At 46.3% G+C, this 18,386-nt stretch carries 17 protein-coding genes; 14 read left to right on the top strand and 3 right to left on the bottom strand.

Going from position 1 to position 18,386, the window contains the following annotated elements:
- The first annotated feature begins 6 nt into the window (after nt 1-6).
- The 11 genes from VR7878_RS05495 (at nt 7) to VR7878_RS05450 (ending at nt 12,488) form a co-directional block, all read left to right on the top strand.
- Nucleotides 7-516, top strand: coding sequence for an OmpH/Skp family outer membrane protein (locus VR7878_RS05495; RefSeq protein WP_077334126.1), 510 nt, complete (start codon nt 7-9; stop codon nt 514-516).
- Nucleotides 517-523: 7 nt separating this feature from the next.
- Complete coding sequence (gene lpxD / locus VR7878_RS05490) at nt 524-1,555, top strand: UDP-3-O-(3-hydroxymyristoyl)glucosamine N-acyltransferase (protein WP_077334203.1); 1,032 nt, start codon at nt 524-526, stop codon at nt 1,553-1,555.
- Between the two features lie 149 nt (nt 1,556-1,704).
- A complete protein-coding gene (gene fabZ / locus VR7878_RS05485) occupies nt 1,705-2,136 on the top strand; it encodes a 3-hydroxyacyl-ACP dehydratase FabZ (RefSeq protein ID WP_205409421.1) in 432 nt (143 codons plus the stop codon).
- A 1-nt stretch (nt 2,137) separates the two neighbouring features.
- A complete protein-coding gene (lpxA, locus tag VR7878_RS05480; protein WP_077334122.1) occupies nt 2,138-2,926 on the top strand; it encodes an acyl-ACP--UDP-N-acetylglucosamine O-acyltransferase in 789 nt (262 codons plus the stop codon).
- A gap of 95 nt (nt 2,927-3,021) precedes the next feature.
- A complete protein-coding gene (gene lpxB / locus VR7878_RS05475) occupies nt 3,022-4,173 on the top strand; it encodes a lipid-A-disaccharide synthase (RefSeq protein ID WP_139344012.1) in 1,152 nt (383 codons plus the stop codon).
- A complete protein-coding gene (gene rnhB / locus VR7878_RS21295) occupies nt 4,174-4,788 on the top strand; it encodes a ribonuclease HII (protein WP_139344011.1) in 615 nt (204 codons plus the stop codon).
- An 82-nt stretch (nt 4,789-4,870) separates the two neighbouring features.
- Nucleotides 4,871-8,350 carry a DNA polymerase III subunit alpha gene (dnaE, locus tag VR7878_RS05470; RefSeq protein ID WP_077334120.1) on the top strand — a complete coding sequence of 1,160 codons (3,480 nt, stop codon included), beginning with the start codon at nt 4,871-4,873 and terminating at the stop codon, nt 8,348-8,350.
- 44 nt (nt 8,351-8,394) lie between these two features.
- Nucleotides 8,395-9,354: an acetyl-CoA carboxylase carboxyl transferase subunit alpha gene (gene accA, locus VR7878_RS05465; RefSeq protein ID WP_077334118.1), complete on the top strand. Its 960-nt coding sequence runs from the start codon at nt 8,395-8,397 to the stop codon at nt 9,352-9,354.
- A 184-nt stretch (nt 9,355-9,538) separates the two neighbouring features.
- Nucleotides 9,539-10,933, top strand: coding sequence for a tRNA lysidine(34) synthetase TilS (tilS, locus tag VR7878_RS05460; RefSeq protein ID WP_077334116.1), 1,395 nt, complete (start codon nt 9,539-9,541; stop codon nt 10,931-10,933).
- A 255-nt stretch (nt 10,934-11,188) separates the two neighbouring features.
- Nucleotides 11,189-11,527, top strand: a complete 339-nt coding sequence (glnB, locus tag VR7878_RS05455) for a nitrogen regulatory protein P-II (RefSeq protein WP_038183495.1) — start codon at nt 11,189-11,191, stop codon at nt 11,525-11,527.
- A 103-nt stretch (nt 11,528-11,630) separates the two neighbouring features.
- Nucleotides 11,631-12,488 carry an endonuclease/exonuclease/phosphatase family protein gene (locus VR7878_RS05450; protein WP_077334114.1) on the top strand — a complete coding sequence of 286 codons (858 nt, stop codon included), beginning with the start codon at nt 11,631-11,633 and terminating at the stop codon, nt 12,486-12,488.
- Between the two features lie 75 nt (nt 12,489-12,563).
- Here VR7878_RS05450 and VR7878_RS05445 read toward each other — a convergent pair whose 3' ends face one another.
- Nucleotides 12,564-14,138 (bottom strand): lytic transglycosylase, encoded by a 1,575-nt coding sequence (locus VR7878_RS05445; RefSeq protein WP_077334112.1) that lies wholly within the window; start codon nt 14,136-14,138, stop codon nt 12,564-12,566.
- Between the two features lie 74 nt (nt 14,139-14,212).
- The gene (gene gloB / locus VR7878_RS05440) at nt 14,213-14,971 is read right to left on the bottom strand and encodes a hydroxyacylglutathione hydrolase (RefSeq protein ID WP_077334110.1); all 759 of its coding nucleotides are present in this window, start codon (nt 14,969-14,971) and stop codon (nt 14,213-14,215) included.
- 49 nt (nt 14,972-15,020) lie between these two features.
- On the opposite strand from gloB, the gene VR7878_RS05435 reads away from it, so the two are divergent.
- The gene (locus tag VR7878_RS05435; protein WP_077334201.1) at nt 15,021-15,755 is read left to right on the top strand and encodes a class I SAM-dependent methyltransferase; all 735 of its coding nucleotides are present in this window, start codon (nt 15,021-15,023) and stop codon (nt 15,753-15,755) included.
- On the opposite strand, the gene rnhA is transcribed toward VR7878_RS05435, so the two are convergent.
- Entirely contained in the window at nt 15,752-16,213 is a 462-nt protein-coding gene (gene rnhA, locus VR7878_RS05430; RefSeq protein WP_077334108.1) for a ribonuclease HI, read from the bottom strand. The two genes, VR7878_RS05435 and rnhA, sit on opposite strands and share 4 nt — an antisense overlap.
- A 57-nt stretch (nt 16,214-16,270) precedes the next feature.
- On the opposite strand from rnhA, the gene dnaQ reads away from it, so the two are divergent.
- Both dnaQ and VR7878_RS05420 read left to right on the top strand, forming a co-directional pair.
- A complete protein-coding gene (gene dnaQ / locus VR7878_RS05425) occupies nt 16,271-17,008 on the top strand; it encodes a DNA polymerase III subunit epsilon (RefSeq protein ID WP_077334106.1) in 738 nt (245 codons plus the stop codon).
- A 14-nt stretch (nt 17,009-17,022) separates the two neighbouring features.
- A complete protein-coding gene (locus VR7878_RS05420) occupies nt 17,023-18,270 on the top strand; it encodes a TIGR03503 family protein (protein ID WP_077334104.1) in 1,248 nt (415 codons plus the stop codon).
- Nucleotides 18,271-18,386: the final 116 nt, after the last annotated feature.

Below are 18,386 nucleotides of genomic sequence, written 5' to 3'. Positions count from 1 at the left end.
TTAATTGTGAGGAATCATATCAAAGCAATCAGTGTTGGTTTAGCTGTTTTGAGCATGTCATGTTTTAGTGTGGCAGCAGAAGCTGCGCAGAAAATTGGCTATATCAATACTGCGAGAGTGTTCCAACAACTTCCTCAAAGAGAAGTTGTTCTGCAAAAAATGAAGCAAGAGTTTCAGGATAAAGCTGCTGAACTGCAAAGTATCCGGACTGAAGCCAAAGAGAAAGTTGAAAAACTGAAAAGAGATAGTTCATTAATGAGTGAAAGTGACGTTGAGAAACTTCGCATTGAAATTGGACAGCTCGATAGTAAGTTTAAAATTAAATCACAGGCATTAGAGCAAGCTTCTTCTAAACGAGAAGCGGAAGAAAAAGGTAAACTACTGAAAGTTATTCATGATGCAGTAGAAAAAATTGCCAAGAAAGAAGGTTTTGATATGGTCATTGATACTCAGGTAATGCAATACGGCAAACCAGAATATGACTTGTCAGACAAGGTTATTAAAGCGTTGAAATAATTATATGATGGTAAAACTGACATTAGCCGAACTGGCAGACATCACCAATGGTGAAATCATTGGCGACCCGACCGTGACAGTGAGTGCTGTCGCACCGATGAATAAGGCGAAAGAGGGGGATATCACCTTCTTATCCAATCCGAAATATGCGCAGCATTTAGGGCTTTGCCAAGCATCGGTGATCATGGTCAAAGCTTCACATCAGTCGCTATGCCCAAAGAATGTATTGGTTGTAAATGATCCGTATGTTGCTTTTGCAAAAGTGGCTCAAGCTTTGGATACAACACCGGCACCGGCATCAGGAATTGCTGCATCTGCCGTCGTTGCTGAAGATGCCGTTCTGGGAAGTAATGTCTCGATTGGTGCGAATTCGGTTATCGAATCCGGTGCTGTTTTGGGCGATAATGTTGTTATCGGGGCTGGTTGTTTTATTGGCCAACATGCTGAGATTGGTGATAATACCCGCTTATGGGCCAATGTCAGTGTTTACCATCGGGTTGTTATTGGCTCTGATTGTTTAGTTCAATCAGGGACAGTCATCGGCTCTGATGGTTTTGGGTATGCCAATGAAAAAGGGGAGTGGATTAAAATTCCTCAGTTGGGGAGCGTCAGAATCGGTAATCGTGTTGAAGTTGGTGCATCCACGACCATTGATCGGGGAACACTTGATGATACGGTCATTGAGGATAATGTTATCCTTGATAATCAGATGCAGATCGCGCATAACGTGCACATCGGATATGGTACGGCAATGGCTGGTGGTACGATTATTGCTGGCAGTACCACAATAGGAAAATATTGCGTCATTGGTGGTGCTTCAGTTATCAATGGGCATATTGAAATTGCAGATGGTGTCACAATCACTGGTATGGCGATGGTGATGCGGAGTATTTCTGAGAAAGGTGTTTATTCTTCAGGAATTCCTCTTCAACCGAATAAAGAGTGGCGCAAGACCGCAGCTCGGGTGCTTCGGATTGAAGATATGCATAAACGGTTGAAAGCCGTTGAACAACAGTTGGAGCAGCAAGTGGAATCTTAATTCTGCGATGTATCCTGAGCCGAATGTGATTTAACGGGGAAGGGTATAGAGAAAGGCTCGCATCGTGTGAGCCTTTTTTGTTGGAAATACCCTGATTGGTTTTTATTGATTTATATAGGAATATGACTTTGACTACTGAAAATAAGACGATGGATATCACTGAGATTCAGAGACTCCTTCCACATCGTTACCCATTTTTGCTGATCGATCGCGTCACAGATTATGAGGAAGGGAAATATTTAGTTGGCTTGAAAAATGTTTCATTCAATGAGCCTCAGTTCACCGGACATTTTCCTCAACTACCGGTGTTTCCGGGAGTCATGATTCTTGAAGCGATGGCTCAGGCAACGGGTCTGCTCGCATTTAAAACTTTTGGTGCGCCTAAAGAGAATGAACTTTATTATTTTGCTAGTATTGACAATGCGAAGTTTCGCAAACCGGTCTCTCCGGGAGATCAATTAATTGTTGAAGTGGAGTTCATCAAAGATCGTCGAGGAATTGCGCTGTTCACCGGAGTGGCAAAAGTTGATGGTGAAGTCGTTTGCTCGGCGGAACTAAAATGTGCTCGCAGAGAGTTTTAGTATGATTCATGAAACAGCTCAGATACACCCTACAGCAGTCGTTGAAGACGGTGCTCTGATCGGTGCGAATGTAAAAATCGGCCCGTTTTGTTATGTCGAAAACAATGTGGAGATTGGTGACGGGACTGAGTTACTGTCTCATGTTGTTGTGAAAGGCCCGACGAAAATTGGTCAGGATAATCGTATTTTTCAGTTTGCTTCAATCGGTGAAGCTTGTCAGGATTTAAAATACAAAGGCGAAGCCACACAACTGGTGATTGGTGATCGAAACACCATCCGTGAGAGTGTCACAATGCATCGTGGTACAGTGCAGGATCAGGGGATTACGCAAGTCGGCAGTGATAACCTATTTATGATCAACGCGCATGTGGCACACGATTGTAATGTCGGGGATCGGTGTATTTTTGCCAACAATGCAACGCTTGCCGGACACGTAACTGTCGGAAACTATGCAATTGTGGGTGGGATGTGTGCGATTCATCAGTTTTGCCATATCGGCGAGCATGTGATGTTGGGTGGTGGCTCGATAGTCGTTCAAGATATTCCGCCTTACGTCACGGCTCAAGGGAACCATTGTGCTCCATTCGGTATTAATGTCGAAGGTCTGAAGCGGCGTGGATTTGAAAAATCTGAGATTCACGCGATTCGCCGTGCCTATAAATTGTTGTATCGTAGTGGTCTTAAGCTGGACGAAGCCAAAACGGAAATTGCAAAAGAAGCGGAATCAAGCCCCGCTGTTCAGGCTTTTCTGGACTTTCTGATGCAGTCCGTACGCGGTATTATCCGCTGATTTATGCACAATCAGCAGAAAAGATCGCTTTGAATTGAGCGATCTTTTTTTGTTGGTCTCCATTTATGCTGTCTGTTAGGGATTCAAAATCAATCATGTTGGATAAAAGTAAGCCGCTCAATATTGGCATCGTGGTCGGTGAGTTATCCGGTGATACGCTGGGTGAAGGGCTAATCAAAGCGATCCGAGAACAGTATCCTAATGCTCATTTTGTCGGAATCGCTGGTCCTAAAATGAAAGCGCTGGGTTGTGAATCTTTATTTGATATGGAAGAACTGGCTGTCATGGGGTTAGCCGAGGTTTTAGGAAGACTGCCTCGTCTTTTCAAGATCAAATCTCAGCTCGTTCGCTATTTTAACGCTGCTGACCTGGATGTATTTGTTGGTATCGATGCACCGGATTTCAATCTGCGTCTGGAGCGGAATTTGAAAGATGCCGGTATCACAACGGTTCATTATGTAAGCCCTTCTGTTTGGGCATGGCGTCAAAAGCGTATTTACAAGATTGCTCAGGCAACTCATCTGGTGCTGGCATTTCTTCCGTTTGAGAAAGCTTTTTATGATCGATTTAACGTGCCATGTGAATTTATCGGTCATACATTAGCGGATGCGATTCCGTTGTCTTCGGATAAAAATGAGGCCCGGGCAGCATTAGGGCTGGAGACCGAAAAACGTTGGTTAGCCGTACTTCCCGGAAGCCGGGGCAGCGAACTGAAAATGTTGAGTCGTCCTTTTATTGAAACTTGTCAGAAACTTCACCGGCGTTATCCTGATTTAGGGTTTGTGGTCGCCTTGGTGAATGATAAACGACGTGCTCAGTTTGAAGCCGCATGGCAGGAAATTGCGCCTGAATTGGATTTTAAACTGTTCGATGGGACGGCAAGAACGGTGATTACGGCTGCGGATGCAGTCCTGTTGGCGTCTGGAACCGTTGCATTAGAGTGTATGCTGGTGAACCGCCCCATGGTGGTCGGCTATCGGTTTAATGCGGTAACCAATTTCCTAGCCAAGCGACTGGTGAAAACAAAATATGTATCGCTACCGAATATTCTTGCCGATGACGAAATTGTGAAAGAATTATTGCTGGACGAATGTACGGTGGACAACTTATACCGGGAAGTCTGTGTTCTATTCGATGGTGATAATCGTTTGATGCAAAACAAGTTCACAGAAATTCACCAGTTGATCCGCAAAGATGCCGATAAACAGGCGGCTAACGCAGTTTTAAACCTGATAGAGCGATTGTGAATGGCTAATATTGAATTCCCTCCTTTTGAATACCCGTCTGGTTACCGGTGTTTTGCCGGAGTCGATGAAGTGGGGCGCGGGCCTCTGGTTGGCGACGTCGTGACTGCCGCAGTGATTTTAGACCCGGCCCGGCCGATTAATGGTTTAACGGACTCCAAAAAATTATCGGAAAAAAAACGGCTGGCTCTCTTTCCCGAAATTCAGGAAAAAGCGATTGCGTGGGCGATTGGGCGTTGTTCAGCAGAAGAAATTGATCGTCTGAATATTTTACAGGCAACGATGGTGGCAATGCAGCGGGCGGTTGATGCTCTCCCGGTTGCCGCTGATTTTGTTCTGGTCGATGGTAACCGGATTCCGCCATTGTCTGTCCCTGCGGCTGCTGTCGTAAAAGGCGATCTGCGTGTGGCAGAAATCAGTGCTGCTTCAATTTTGGCGAAAGTGACCCGGGATCAGGAAATGATGCTGTTGGATCAGCAATATCCCAAGTATGGATTTGCACAGCATAAAGGCTACCCGACCAAAGCGCATCTGACAGCAATTGAACATTACGGGGTGATTGATGCGCATCGCAGAAGTTTCAAGCCCGTACGACGTATTTTGGACTTAGATAGATAATCACGTACAATATTGGGTTATCACGTTTTTACATACGGAGACGGCTGTTTTTTTACCGTTTCTGAACAGGATATTCAACACCATGTCAGACCCTAAATTTATCCATCTCAGAGTTCATAGTGATTTTTCTATGATTGATGGGCTATCTAAAGTGCCGCCTTTAGTCAAGAAGGTTGCAGAGATGGGAATGCCGGCGATGGCGTTAACTGATTTTACCAACCTGTGCGGGCTGGTAAAATTTTATAGTACCGCCCATAACTGTGGTGTAAAGCCGATCATCGGCGCTGATTTTTCAGTTCGTTCGCAGGCATTCGGTGATGATCTGACTCGCCTGACATTACTTGCAGCTGATAATACCGGCTATAAAAATCTGACTTGGCTTATCTCACAAGCCTATCTCCGCGGACATATCCAGCATCAGCCCGTGATTGACCAAGAATGGTTGGCTGAACACTCTGAAGGTTTAATCGTCTTGTCCGGTGGTAAAAACGGAGATATTGGTCAGGCGTTACTGAAAGGCAACCAGAAACTGGTTGAGCAGTATGTTGACTTTTATCAGACCCATTTCCCTGATCGTTTTTATCTTGAGTTAATCCGAACCGGCCGCCTTGATGAAGAAACCTATCTGCACTTTGCCATCGAATTGGCGGAGCAATATGATTTACCGGTGGTGGCCACAAATGAAGTGGTTTTTTTAAGCCGGGATCTGTTTGAAGCGCATGAAATCCGGGTCGCGATTCATGATGGCTATACCATGGATGACCCGCGCAGACCCAAACACTACAGTGAACAGCAATATCTTCGCAGTGAAGATGAGATGTGTGAGCTGTTCAAAGATATTCCCGAAGCGCTGCAAAATACAGTCGAAATCGCTAAACGCTGTAATGTGACCGTGCGGTTAGGGGAGTATTTCCTGCCGAATTTCCCTACGGAAGGGATGAATATCGATGACTTTTTAGTCAAAAAATCGCAAGAAGGGCTAGAAGAACGACTCGAATTTCTCTTTCCCGAGCCGCAAGTCAGGCTGGAAAAACGGCCGGCATATGATGAGCGTTTGCAGATTGAACTCGACGTCATCAACCAGATGGGATTTCCCGGTTACTTCCTGATCGTGATGGAGTTTATTCAGTGGTCCAAAGATAATGATATTCCCGTGGGACCGGGGCGAGGCTCAGGTGCCGGATCGCTGGTGGCCTACGCGCTGAAAATTACCGATTTGGATCCGTTGGAGTATGACCTGCTTTTCGAACGTTTTCTCAATCCGGAGCGGGTGTCAATGCCCGACTTTGATGTCGATTTCTGTATGGATAAACGAGATCGGGTGATCGAACACGTTGCCGAGATGTACGGAAGAGATGCGGTTTCTCAGATCATTACCTTCGGTACGATGGCAGCGAAAGCGGTTATTCGTGATGTGGGAAGGGTTTTGGGGCACCCATTCGGGTTTGTGGATCGTATTTCTAAGCTGGTACCGCCTGATCCGGGCATGACGCTGGAGAAAGCGTTTAAAGCTGAGCCTGCACTCCAAGAACTCTATGATGCCGATGAGGAAGTCAGAGAGCTGATCGATAAGTGTCGGATTCTGGAAGGCTGTACCCGAAATGCAGGTAAACATGCCGGTGGGGTTGTGATCTCACCGACGACGATTACCGATTTTTCTCCCATCTATTGTGATCCGGAAGGTCACTATCCGGTTACTCAATTCGATAAAAATGACGTCGAGACCGCAGGACTGGTTAAGTTTGACTTTTTGGGATTGCGGACACTGACGATTATCGACTGGGCACTTGGTCTGATTAATCCGCGCCTCGAAAAACGAGGAGAACCACCGGTTCGTATCGAAGCGATTCCGCTGGCCGACCCACAGTCATTTCGTAATTTGCAAAATTCAGAAACAACCGCAGTGTTTCAGCTCGAATCGCGCGGTATGAAGGATCTGATTAAACGACTTCAGCCGGACTGTTTCGAAGATATTATCGCATTGGTGGCGTTGTTCCGTCCCGGACCTTTGCAGTCAGGGATGGTGGATAACTTTATTGACCGGAAGCATGGGCGTGAGCCGATCTCCTATCCTGATGAAAAATGGCAACATGAATCGCTTAAAGAGATTCTTGAGCCGACATATGGGATTATCCTTTATCAGGAACAGGTCATGCAGATTGCTCAGGTCCTGGCCGGTTATACCTTGGGTGGTGCAGATATGCTGCGCCGCGCGATGGGGAAGAAAAAGCCGGAGGAAATGGCAAAGCAGCGGGCGATATTTGAACAGGGCGCAGTCAATAACGGTATTGATGGCGAACTTGCGATAAAAATCTTCGACTTGGTGGAGAAATTCGCCGGTTATGGCTTTAACAAGTCGCATTCGGCAGCATATGCACTAGTATCATACCAGACGCTGTGGTTGAAAACGCATTATCCAGCGGAGTTTATGGCCGCAGTCATGACTGCGGATATGGACAATACCGAGAAAGTGGTCGGTTTGGTCGATGAATGTATCCGGATGAATCTGACGGTACTGCCGCCTGATATTAATTCAGGGCTTTATCGGTTTAATGTCGATGATCAGGGCGCTATCGTATACGGTATCGGCGCGATTAAAGGTGTTGGCGAAGGGCCGATTGATGCGATTCTCGAAGCACGTAATGCTGGCGGGCATTTTAAAGACTTATTTGATTTTTGTGCGCGAGTTGATCTAAAACGGGTCAATAAACGTGTTATCGAGAAACTGATTTATGCCGGTGCGCTTGACCGTCTTGGACCACACCGTGCGGCTATGATGGCTTCTCTCGATGATGCGGTTAAAGCTGCCAGCCAACATCGTCAGGCCGAATCATTTGGTCAGACGGATATGTTTGGGGTGCTGACCGATGCACCAGAAGCCGTGGAACAACGCTATACGCAAGTACCTCCATGGCCGGAAAAGGTTTGGCTTGAAGGCGAAAGAGATACACTGGGACTCTATTTAACCGGTCACCCGGTTAATGCGTATCTGAAGGAACTCAATTACTATACGGATTGTCGATTAAAGGATGTGACGCCAACTCGACGTGATCAATCGTTAAAAGTTGCGGGATTGGTGATTGCCGCACGGGTGATGACCACCAAGCGCGGCTCGCGTATCGGGATATTGACATTGGACGACCGTTCCAGTCGGTTAGAGGCGATGTTGTTCTCCGATGCGCTGGAACAGTATGCAGAATTGCTTGAAAAAGATAAAATTCTGGTGCTAAACGGACAGGTCAGCTTTGATGACTTCAGTGGTGGCCTTAAAATGACTGTCCGCGAAGTGATGGATTTAGATTCAGCACGAGAAAAATATGCAAAGAGTTTGTCTTTATCAATCACTCAAACACAGATTGATGAACCATTTTTTGAGCGTTTCAGCCGTATTCTGGAACCTCACCGCTCCGGTAGTGTGCCGATACATATTTATTATCAACGGGCTGATGCCAGAGCGAAATTGACCCTGGGTACAGAATGGCGTGTGACGCCGAACGATACACTGTTGGATGAATTGAAACAATTGCTTGGCCCCGGCCAAGTTGAACTCGAATTTAACTAAATTCAGCTGAAAATAAAGAAAGCTGAGTCAAAAAGGATCGGTAAATGAGCCTGAATTTTCTAGAATTTGAAAAACCAATTGCAGAACTTGAAGCGAAAATTGAAGCATTACGAGATGTTTCCCGTCATGGCGGGAGTACCTCAGTCGATCTCGATAAAGAGATCGAACAGCTAGAAAATAAAAGCATTGAACTGAAGAAAAAAATCTTTAGTGATTTAGGTGCGTGGCAAGTCGCTCAGTTAGCCCGTCATCCTCAGCGTCCTTATACTTTGGACTATATCAAACACGTCTTTACTGATTTTGATGAATTGTCTGGGGATCGCGCTTATGCTGACGACAAAGCGATTGTCGGTGGGATGGCGCGTCTGGATGGCCAGCCTGTCATGGTGATTGGTCATCAGAAGGGGCGTGAAACCCGTGAGAAGGTCAAGCGTAACTTCGGGATGCCAAAACCTGAAGGTTATCGTAAAGCCTTGCGCCTGATGCGAATGGCAGAACGTTTTAATCTGCCGATTATTACATTTATCGATACAGCGGGTGCTTATCCCGGTGTCGGTGCCGAAGAACGCGGCCAATCAGAAGCAATTGCGACCAATTTGAAAGTGATGTCCGGTTTGAAAGTACCAGTCATCTGTAATGTGGTTGGTGAAGGTGGTTCCGGTGGCGCTCTGGCAATCGGTGTCGGTGATTATGTGAATATGTTGCAATATTCAACTTACGCTGTAATTTCTCCTGAAGGGTGTGCGTCTATTTTGTGGCGTGATTCAGATAAAGCGCCTCAAGCGGCTGAAGCGATGGGGCTTGTTGCGCCACGCCTTAAAGAGCTTGGCCTTATTGACGATGTGATCGAGGAGCCTTTAGGTGGGGCACACAGCAACCATCAGCAAATGGCACAGCGAATGAAAGAGACGTTGCAACGACAGCTTCAGGAACTGCGTCAATTTGATCAGAATACTTTATTAGATCGCCGTTATCAGCGTCTGATGAGTTATGGTTATTGTTAAGCGTGACTTACGGTACAAATGCGTTTTGTTGTACCGGTTGTACCGCTTAAGATTGAAAGGGAGATCCGATTCGGATCTCCCTTTTACTTATTCATCATGACCTCACAAAGATCAATTCAGGTTTTCACCTGCAAAAGGCCAAGGTAAACTGACGGTCTCCAGTGTTTTTTGAAATGCGACCTCAATGCTTTATCACGATTTTTTTCAGTTTATGACCAGCCATATTCAATCTCCGCAAACCAGATGTATTCTGGCATTGAGTGGTGGTGTTGATTCGCGCGTCTTGCTTCATTTGTTAGCTCGCTACGTGAGCGATAATCCGTGTCCGGCAATAGCGGTGCATGTCCATCATGGACTGAGTGCTTCGGCCGACCAGTGGGTTGAATGTTGCCGACAATGGTGTGCAGAAGAAGGATTGCCTTTTCAGGTGGAATATATTGAGGTCGATCAACAAGGTGATGGTTTGGAAGCTGCTGCCCGTCAGGCCAGATATCAGGCGTTACAGCGTTATATCGATGAGGGGGATTTGTTGCTGACCGGACAACATCGTGACGATCAACTGGAAACCTTTCTGCTGGCTCTCAAACGGGGCAGTGGCCCGAAAGGGTTATCGAGTATGGCGGCATCGATGCCATGGCATCAAGGGCGGTTATTACGCCCCTTATTGAATGTCTCAAGAGCGGAAATTGAGGCGTATGCTAATACTCATCAATTAAGTTGGGTGGAAGATGAGAGCAATCAGGATACTCGTTTTGACCGCAACTTTATTCGTCATGAGGTGATGCCTTTACTGGTGGAGCGCTGGCCTCATTTTCCGCAAGCGGTACAGCGTAGCGCCGAGTTATGCGCCAGTCAGGAAGCCTTACTCAGTGAATTGCTTCAAGCACGTTATCGCGCAGCGTTGCAGTCGGACAGTCGTTTGTCGATCCGCTGCTTATTCGAGAGTAGTGAAGCGGTACAGGCACAGCTATTACGGATGTGGTTTGAGCAACTTGGTCATCCGATGCCAAGCCGGATTCAGCTTGAAAATATCATTCATCAGGTTTTGCAGGCGAAAACCGATGCCAATCCGCGGTGTCGTATCGGTGATTATGAGGTGCGTCGCTTTGCCGAACATCTCTATTGTATTCCGGTTTATACAGATATCAGTGACTGGCAGTCCCCGATAAAATTGAATGCTCCGATTGAACTTCCTGATGGGTTGGGGACACTAACATTATCTGAGAGTTCTTTATTAACTGAGGATTCTTTATTAACTGAGGATTCTTTATTAACCGAGGATTCTTTATTAACCGAGAGCGTGACAGGTACACAAGGCGCACTTGGATTAGACACACATTGTCTGTCTATGCCACTGCGGGTGATGTTTAATCCGGAAGGATTGATCGCTTCTCCCGTCGGACGAAAGGGGCGGCATAAATTGAAAAAGCTGTTTCAAGAGTACCGGATCCCGAGCTGGCAGCGGCGGAGAATGCCGATTCTGGTGAGTGGGCAGCAGGTGATAGCCGTGGCAGGGTTGTTTGTTGATGAGCGCTTTTCTGGTTCAGACTATGAGCTGATTTGGGGCACGGCGACATAGATATCAGTACCGGAACAACGTATTATTGAGCTGGTCATGCAGTTTGATGGGATTGTACAAATGTCTCATTGTGTTAGTTTTCAGCAGTTCGGCTGGATTGAATCTCAGAGGGCTGGTTGCGGATGATGCCAGTCAGAGATGATTAATCTATTCATTTCATATTGGCGTGATGATTGCTTGTCGGTTGAGGGATTGTTGAATGTTTTCTTCTGGTAATCGATAATGCCTGCAACCCATAAAGTTTAAAGGATGAACATGAAAAAGATAGAAGCTATTATTAAACCGTTCAAACTCGACGATGTTCGTGAAGCGCTTGCCGATGTCGGAATTACGGGGATGACTGTCTCAGAGGTTAAAGGATTTGGTCGTCAGAAAGGGCACACTGAGCTATATCGCGGTGCTGAATATATGGTGGACTTTTTACCGAAAGTAAAATTGGAAATCGTCGTATCCAGTGATGTGGTTGATAAGTGTGTTGATGCAATTATTGAAACCGCACAGACCGGCAAGATTGGCGACGGTAAAATATTTATCACCGATGTTGAGCGGGTGATTCGGATCCGCACCGGTGAAGAAGACGAAGACGCGATCTAATTTATTACCGGAAGGAGCCGATGGCTCCTTCTTTGTCATCAACCATCGATTCTGATTTATTCCTACCCGTTTCATTCTTTGATTACTTTCCGGAAAGCATACCATGAAAAAAAGACTGGGAATTCTCCTTGCCGTATTGTTACTCCTCTCTGCATTAGGTGCGACGATTGTTTTTCAAGTTCCAGACTCACCGCAACTGATGTCATTAGTGCCTGCAAAGTCATCTGTTCCTTCATTTGATGGGCAATGTTATCAAAATAGCCATATTCCGGCTGCGATTGATGCGCAAGGTGTGTTGAATGTGCTGGTTTGGAATATCTATAAAGAGAACCGTTCCGACTGGGAACCGGCTCTGAGCAAATATAGCCGGAATAAGCAGTTGATATTGCTACAGGAATCAAGTTTTGGCTCGCCATTGTATCAATGGTTGATGCAACAAAATCTGTCTGCGTTACAGGTTCATGCTTTCTCTGTCTTCAACAAGTCTGCCGGAGTAATGAATATTGCCGGGCCCCCCCCTATTTCGGCTTGTGCTTATACTGCTGATGAGCCATTGATTCGTCTGCCTAAATCGGCGTTGGTTGCTTATTACCAGTTAAGTCAACCGGCGCAAAGGCTGGCGGTGGTCAATGTCCATGCCATTAATTTCTCGCTTGGAATCGAAGCATTTCAGCAACAGTTGCAACAGTTGACGCGAACATTGACCGCTCATCAGGGGCCGATCTTGTTTGCCGGTGATTTTAATAGCTGGAGTGATGAGCGAATTCAATTGGTCAATCAGATGATGGCGTCATTATCGATGCAGGAAGTCACTTTCTCTGATGACCAGCGTAAACAGTTTCTTTCCCATCCGTTGGATCATGTTTTTTACCGCGGGCTGGTTCTCAATCAGGCTCGTGTGGTTCAGACCACGGCGTCGGATCATAATCCGATTCAGGTCTCTTTCTCTTTACCGAAGTAGGTATATTCAGGGGGAAGTTCTATTACGTAATCGGAAGGGCTTTACCGGTACGGCTGTACCGGTAAAGTGATGTGATCAGACACTGACTTTGGTGACATCGACATATAATTTCAACTGTTGGCCGGGTTGGAGGTATTGTTCTTCCATCAGGCTATTCCATTTGATGATATCGGATGTTCTGATCCTGAATTTATTGGCAATGCCACTGAGGGTATCACCACTGCGAACTTTGTAAAACAAAGTGCGGATGATTGCACCGTCACTGGCTTTTTTCCAGATAACCAATGACTTGCCAATCTTGAGCGGATCTTTGGGGCTCATCCCATTCCATTTTGCCAGAGACCGGTGAGAGATGTGATAGTGTTTAGCAATGGTCCATAAACTTTCCCCGGGACGAACGCGGTGGGTCATTTTATACTGACCTCTGACTCTGGACTGAATCTTCGCCAGTCGATTGCTCATACTCAGGGCATAAGCTTTTTCGTCTTTGACTGAGGTCGGGATCATCAAATATTGTCCGACACGAATCAACATCCCATCCAGCTGATTCACAGTCTGAATTACTTTCGTGGTCGTATTGTATTTTTGAGCAATGGTACTCAGCACATCACCGGATTGAACCTGATAGCGAATCAGCTTCATGCCCCGACCATCATCGGCCTCAAGGGCTTGTTCAAAAATGTTGACTTTATCGACAGGAATCAGTAACTGGTATGGACCATTCGGTGAGGTAGCCCATTGATTGAAGGCCGGGTTATAACTCTGAAGTTCTCTGACGCTGATCCCGGCATACTTTGCCGCTACGGCAAGATCGAGCTGCTTTTGGGGATCAACGCGTGCCAATACTTGTTGGTTGGTAATCGGCGGAAGTTTAATACCGTATTGCTGATGATGGGCAATCACATCGACCAGTGCCAGCAGTTTAGGCACATAACTACTGGTCTCTTTGGGTAAATCTAACGAGAAAAAGTCGGTTGGCAGCCCTTTCTTCTTATTTTTTCGAATTGCAGATGAGACCCGGCCACTGCCACTATTGTAAGCTGCGATGGCATGATACCAATTGCCATTAAATTTTTTATTCAGATAGGAAAGGTAATCTAGTGCCGCGCTGGTGGCCGCATCCACGTCTCTGCGCCCGTCATACCAAAAATTTTGTTTCAGACCATACATCTTCCCGGTTGAAGGCACAAACTGCCATAAACCGGCGGCTCTGCCATAGGAGTAGGCAAAGGCGTCGAATGAGCTCTCTACAACGGGGAGTAAAGCGAGTTCCAGCGGTAGATGACGTTGTTCAATTTTTTCGGTGATCAGATAGAGAAATGGTATTGCTCTTTGGGCGACCGTTGCTAAATGTCTGGGATGTTTGAGATACCAGGCTCGATACCGATTGACGGATGCGTCATCCGGTATCGGTAGGCGAAACTGCATAATAATACGCTGCCATAGGTCAGCTTGTTCCTGTGGCGTGAGGATTTTCTTCTGTTTTTCGACAGCCGTCCGGAGCATTGCAGGCGGCTTTGCGGCTGCGTTTTCTGAATGCTCCGGAGATGGTGTATTCGTCGGTTCGGAAGCACTCACTGGTTCAAACGGTTGGGTGGTCTGACATCCGGTGACTAACAACATTAGCACCCAACTGAGATGTATTTTCATAAATTAATAACAGCCTTTTTTACACGACCCGTGATGATACTTGTGTCAGGATAATGATGACAAGAGAGGAAGTGTTAAAATTCATTTTTCCATTCACGTAATATTGTAAAAACCGAAAGCGGATCAAGGTCGGTGCTCCGATCTGAGACGGATTTAATAATTTCAGCCTGATCCGGACGTAAAAAAGGATTAATCTGTTTTTCGAGTCCGATCGTGGTTGGCAGGGTCGGTTGATGATGGGCACGCAAGCGGTTGACGGTATCGCGATAAGCTTGTAACGCCGGGTTTTCCGGTTCGACGGCTAACGCAAAAGCAATATTACTGGACGTATATTCGTGAGCACAGTAAACCTTGGTGTCTTCCGGTAAGGATCTCAATTTCTGGAGTGACTGCCACATCTCTTCGGCTGTGCCTTCAAACAGGCGGCCACATCCGGCAGAAAATAGCGTGTCACCACAGAAGACTTCAGACTCACCCAAATAACCAATATGTCCCAGCGTATGGCCTTTTAAATCGAGAATGTGGAATATATGGTCGAAAATTTCAATTTGATCACCACCGGAGACGGCATGAGTGATACCGCCGATGGCTTCATTAGCCGGGCCGACAACATGAATATGAGGAAAGTGGCGGACGAGTTCACTGATGCCACCAGTGTGATCAGGGTGATGATGTGTAATGAGGATCGCATCTAAAGTCAGATGATTGGATGTCAGGTAGTCGATGACAACGCCTGCATCACCGGGATCGACAACGACGCAGTGTTGATCCCGATTTTGGATGAGCCAGATGTAATTGTCGCGAAATGCAGGTATGCTTTTGATGTTTAACATGAGTTATCTCCATTCACCTTTTTTATTGAGCTTATGTAGCGGGGCAGTCATGGAACCGGCACGCAGTGAAAAAAAAATCGATAAGCCGCACTCTTGGGACCAACTGAAAAATGGTCAATGGGTTAGTGAGTCGATACAAACCCGGTTAGATGAGTGGTGGCCGAAATTATTCGGTTATCATATGCTAAAACTGGGTGGTTTAAGTTGTGAGCTTGCCAGTAGTCTTTCAAATATTCAACATCAAGTCCATTTGGATATAGAAAATCAATTGCATACATTAATTGCAGATGGTTACGACTTGCCGTTTCTGGAAAAAAGTATCGATGTGGTCATTCTGGCGCATCAGCTCGATTATTGTAACGATCCGCACCGAATGCTCAGAGAAGTTGACCGGGTGATGGTTGATGATGGTTACCTGATCGTCACGGGATTTAATCCGATGAGTCTGACCGGGTGTGCGAGTATCTTACCGTGGCGAAAAAAATATTTACCGTGGAGCGGGCGAATGTTCACGCCCAGCCGGATCAGTGATTGGTTAGGCGTTTTGAACTATCAAGTTGTTGAATGTCAGCGGTATGCGTTGTTTCCTATCCAGAGTTACCGTCCTCTCTGGACTTGGCTGGAAAACAATATCAGTGATGGTTGGCGCGCTTTCGGCAGTCTGTATTTTATTGTGGCCAGAAAAAGAACCTATCCGTTAAAGCCGATTAAACCGCACTGGCGTTTAAAACGTCCGCTGAGTCCGGTTCGGGTCAATTATCGTTCATTTCGGATCATGGATTAAGGTTGATATCCCTCATCATCAGCCGTCGGAGATTCGGCTGCTGTGCGTGCCAGTTGGTCACAAATTTCATTTTCCCGGTGACCGGCATGACCTTTCACCCAACGCCACTCAACTGTATGTCGCTGGGTTTCTTGATCCAGTGCTTGCCATAAGTCTGCGTTTTTGACGGGTTTTTTATCTGCTGTTTTCCAGCCTTTCTTCTTCCAGTTATGAATCCACTGGGTAATTCCCTGCCGGACGTACTGGCTGTCTGTTGTCAGAGTGACATGACAGGGCTCTTTGAGGCTTTTCAGTGCCACAACGGCTGCCATCATTTCCATGCGGTTGTTTGTTGTGAGCCGAAAGCCTTGAGAAAGGTTTTTTTCAGTGCTTTTATAACGCAGAACAATCCCATATCCACCCGGTCCCGGATTACCGAGACAAGAACCATCTGTGAAAATTTCCACCTGTTTCGCCATGATTTGATACTATAAGCCACAGTGATTGAATCAACATAGTCTGACACAGTTATCCCAATGAATACTAGCAACAATTCTGAAATACATCGTATCGTGGTTCTTGATACGGAAACCACGGGTATGAACCAAGATGGTGGCCCGCATTATGAGGGACATCGGATCGTCGAGATCGGTGCGGTTGAAATTATCAATCGCAAGCTGACCGGCAGACATTTTCATGTCTATCTGAAGCCGGATCGTCAAATTCAGCCTGAAGCGATTGAAGTTCACGGTATTACCGATGAATTTCTCGTCGATAAACCGGAATATAAAGATGTTCATGCCGCTTTTCTGGAATTTATCCGTGGCGCTGAGCTGGTGGCTCATAACGCACCGTTTGACGTCGGCTTTATGGATTATGAGTTTGCCAAGCTGGGAGTCAATACCGGTAAAACAGAACAGTATTGTAAGGTGACGGATACACTGGCAATGGCCAAACGGATTTTCCCCGGTAAGCGGAACAATCTGGACGTATTGTGTGAACGATATGGTATCGATAACTCACACCGGACGTTGCACGGCGCTTTACTCGATGCGGAGATTCTTGCTGACGTTTATCTGTTTATGACAGGTGGACAAACCTCACTGCAATTTTCGGCGGGACAAAGCTCCGGAGATGGCGGTGAAGCGATTCGCAGGGTTGCTCCCGGTCGAAAATCGCTAAAGGTTTTAAGCGCAACGGCCGATGAAATACAAGCACATCAAGATCGTTTAGATTTAGTTGAAAAAAATGGCAGCTGTCTTTGGCGTCAGTAGGAGAGTGAATATATATGTTGCGGGTGTTAACGATCTTTATCGGGCTATGGGTATCGCTGGGAAGTTATGCTGCAACAAGTTCTCCGGTGTCTTTATTGGATAACCGCTTTCGTGTTGATCCGACCATCAGTCAGATAACGTTCGTCATTTACCGTGAGAAACCCTCGAAACCGGTAGTCTTAGTTCGTCCTGATGGCACGAAATATTATTCATGGAAACATCCGGATAATGTGCGTTGGTATCAGGAACCATCAATGGATATTATCTCAATCGAAAAACCGATGCCCGGCCCTTGGCAGGCTGTCGGTAAAGTGACCCCTAAAAATAATATCCGACTGATTTCAAATCTGGCATTAACCACCGACCAGCTCCCGTTACGACTGTATCAAGGCGAAGAGATTAAGTTTACAGCTAGATTAACCTCTGATGATAAGCCGCTGACGATTCGTGATTTTTTGGATCGCGTCAAACTGAAAGTGACCTTTACTAAATATATCGAGAATGAAGCGCAACTGGTTAAAGAAGCACGTCCGACCCCGGATGTCATCGGGGAATTTGCCGATGACGGGCGAGAGCTTGATGAGAAACCGGGAGACGGCGTTTTCACCGTCAAATTAAACATTTTTTCTGAGCCGGGTAGATATCGGGCTCGGATTACATCCGGGAATGGCGTGTTCTTACGCGCGCAGGAACAAGAAGTGCTGGTTTATCCGTCACCGATTACCACGTCTTTTATTCAGTCCCGGGTTGATGATCAACCACATCAAGTGGTATTCACCGGGTTAGAAGGGACGATCGAACCGGGTTCGGTGATTGCACATATTGATCACTGGGATCGCTATGACAATCACTTTACTGCCGAAGGCCAGTCCGGGACTGAATCTTTGACCGTTAAACTGGCCATTCCTAACAATGGTGAAGTCGGTAACTTTAAATGGAACGGCCGCGTTTATGCGACTGAAGCCAACTCTAAACGGCCGCTTATTTTCCCCATCCCCGAACATACATACAGCGTGGTTGAAGATGTGAATATCGAGCAGACGCGGCTGATGCAAGAGAAAGCCCTTGCTGAGAAAATTAAGCTGGAGCAGCAGGAAGAAATTCTGAAACAGCGAGAGTCAGCAAGAAAGTGGAAGCTGATTTATATCGTGTTGGGGAATGTCGTTGCTTTGATTTTAGGATTGGTGGTCTGGATGGTTATCCGCAAGAGAAAAGCGAAAAAAGCTGAAGTACCACTCCAGCTCGATATGCCCAAAAAATAGTTTTGATGTTCTGAGATATCTTATCGGAGACAAAAAAAATGCCAGTCAGTTTTCCTGACTGGCATTTTTACTGATGGTCAATCAAACTGCCTTTGCTGCTAGACTCATCCGGATAA

The sequence above is a fragment of the Vibrio ruber DSM 16370 genome, from assembly GCF_900163965.1.
In the GTDB taxonomy this organism is placed as follows: domain Bacteria; phylum Pseudomonadota; class Gammaproteobacteria; order Enterobacterales; family Vibrionaceae; genus Vibrio; species Vibrio ruber.
This window is presented reverse-complemented; position numbering and strand designations above follow the sequence as displayed.